This window comes from Acidithiobacillus sp. TH-A35 (assembly GCF_057473505.1).
Genome location: NZ_JBYCKR010000309.1, coordinates 1 through 2451, shown reverse-complemented (window position 1 = coordinate 2451; position 2451 = coordinate 1). Strand labels below are relative to the sequence as shown.

The following is a 2451-nucleotide window of genomic DNA, read 5'->3' as shown; positions in this document are numbered from 1 at the left end:
GTAACGGCCCACACTCCCCTCAGCCACAATATTCTGCCCGCAGTTGCGGGCATTTTTAACAGCGGCCCGATCATTGCCGTGGTGCGGCAGATATACCGCACCATTTTGGTGCACCCCTTGATTCAGACGCCGCGTCGCGATCCATAATCCGTACACTTTCCCACTGTTAGCCTTGCTTGCACATTTATTGCTTAGCTCCATTGAGGTAATCAACGGGGCAAGCTGCCCTATATCTGACAGGAAAGAAGGAGTGACAAGATGCAGAAGGGAGCGATACACAAAATTTCTGTGGGGGCGCCGTGGGTCGGCGCATTAGCCCTGTTAGCCAGCCCGCTGGCCCAGGCCGACACCACCCCGCCCTTTAACAGCGGCGATACGGCATGGATGCTGAGTTCCACGGCTCTGGTGCTGCTCATGACCGTCCCCGGCCTGGCCCTCTTTTATGCAGGCATGGTGCGCAAGAAAAATGTCCTGGCCACAGCGGCGCAGAGTTTCGCCATCACGGCACTGATTTCCGTACTGTGGATGATCATAGGCTACTCACTGACCTTCACCTCGGGTAATGCTTTCATGGGCGGGCTGAGTCGCCTTTTTCTCAACGGCATGGGCCTGGATTCCGCCAATGGTCTGGCCCCCACCATCCCGGAATCCGTCTATATGACCTTTCAGATGACCTTTGCCATTATCACCCCGGCACTGATTGTCGGCGCCTTTGCCGAGCGGATGAAGTTCTCTGCCCTGCTCTGGTTCACCGGCCTCTGGTCACTGCTGGTCTATGCGCCCATCGCGCACATGGTCTGGGGTCCCGGCGGCTGGCTGGCTGCGGATGGTGTCCTCGACTACGCGGGCGGCACGGTGGTGCATATCAATGCCGGTATTGCCGGTCTGGTCGCGGCGCTGGTCATGGGCAAAAGGATCGGTTACCGGCATGATGCCATGCACCCCAACAACCTGATGTACACCATGATCGGCGCCTCCCTGCTCTGGGTTGGCTGGTTCGGCTTCAACGCCGGCTCGGCCGTGGCCGCCAGTGACCGCGCGGGGATGGCCATGGCTACCACCCAGATTGCCACCGCCGTGGCCGCCCTTTCCTGGATGTTTGCGGAATGGCTGGCGCGCGGCAAACCGACGGTGCTGGGCATGACTTCCGGCGCAGTAGCCGGTTTGGTCGCCATCACCCCCGCCTCAGGCTTTGTCGGCCCCATGGGCGCACTGTGGATCGGCCTTGCGGCGGGCGCCATCTGCTTCTGGGCTGCGGTCTATCTGAAGAACCGGCTGGGTTACGACGATTCTCTGGATGCCTTCGGCGTCCACGCCATCGGCGGCATCATCGGCGCATTGCTGACCGGTGTCTTTGCCGTGAAGGCCATCGGCGGTACAGCGGGTGTGCTGGAAGGGAATACCGGACAACTGCTCATTCAGGCGACAGGTGTTGGTGTCACGATTGTCTATGATGCCATCGTCAGCTTCATCATCCTCAAGGCCATCGACTGGACCCTGGGTCTGCGCGTCAAAGGCGAGCAGGAACGGGAGGGACTGGACATTACCCAGCACGGTGAGCAAGTGTACGAGTAAGCCGTGACCCGGCGGATTGCCCATGGGGGCTCCGCCGCAACCATCTGCCCCATTTTAGGTCATAATGGAGTGAAGCGTCGCTAACCAGGAGTCTGCCATGAGCATGATCATCGACCGGCGCAGTTCCGGAACCCGATCCACGGCCAATCAAGACCGTCTGCAAAGACGTGTTCGCGCCCGGCTCAAGGTCGCTGTCGAAAAGATGGCACGCTCCGGCTCCATTGAAGACCTGGCCAACGCCAACCAACCTATTTCCATCCCCACCCGCGATCTCCATGAACCCAGCTTTCGTCGCGACCTCAGCGACGCCTCCTGGGAGCGGGTGTTACCCGGCAACAAGGCGTATCAGCGCGGCGACGAAATCAACAAACCCGAAGGAGGTGGCCGCTCCGGTAAAAGCCGCGAGGGCTCACCCGACGGTCTGGGTGACGACGAAGTGGCCATCGTCCTCTCCGCCGACGAATTTCTTGATCTGCTCTTCGACGGGCTGGCCTTACCCAACCTGCGCAAGACCGCGCAGGGAGATATCCAGGCAGATCAATGGCGGCGGGCGGGTTTCATCAAAGATGGCAGCCCCTCCCGCATGCACGTTGGGCGCACCATGCGTGCCGCCCGTGCCCGCCGCCTCGCCCTGCGTGCCGGCAAGCGCCGTGAATTGCAGGACCTGCTGGACGCCCGCGGCACACTGCAGGAAGAGATTCAGGACCGCCTCGCGCAGAAGCAGGATGTCTCCGTGGAGCGGGAGCGCCTCAGCGAACTGGAGCGCCAGATTGCCGCCCTGGAACGCAAAATTAAAGCCATTCCCTTCATTGACGAGGCGGACTTGCGCTTCGCCCACATCGACCAGCAGCCCCACCCCATTACCAATGCGGTAAT

At 61.0% G+C, this 2451-nt stretch carries 2 protein-coding genes; both read left to right on the top strand.

The genetic code is table 11. The features are described from left to right. Positions 1 to 258: 258 nt before the first annotated feature. Positions 259 to 1575 (top strand): ammonium transporter, encoded by a 1317-nt coding sequence (locus AC2VNK_RS09805; RefSeq protein WP_291524905.1) that lies wholly within the window; start codon positions 259 to 261, stop codon positions 1573 to 1575. Between the two features lie 97 nt (positions 1576 to 1672). Continuing rightward, positions 1673 to 2451: DUF444 family protein (locus tag AC2VNK_RS09800; protein WP_486883615.1), on the top strand; the 779-nt coding region annotated here is incomplete at its 3' end.

Bases quoted from the DNA above. Each gene is read 5' to 3' on its own strand.
- AC2VNK_RS09805 (WP_291524905.1), top strand. From the start codon at position 259: ATGCAGAAGGGAGCGATACACAAAATTTCTGTGGGGGCGCCGTGGGTC.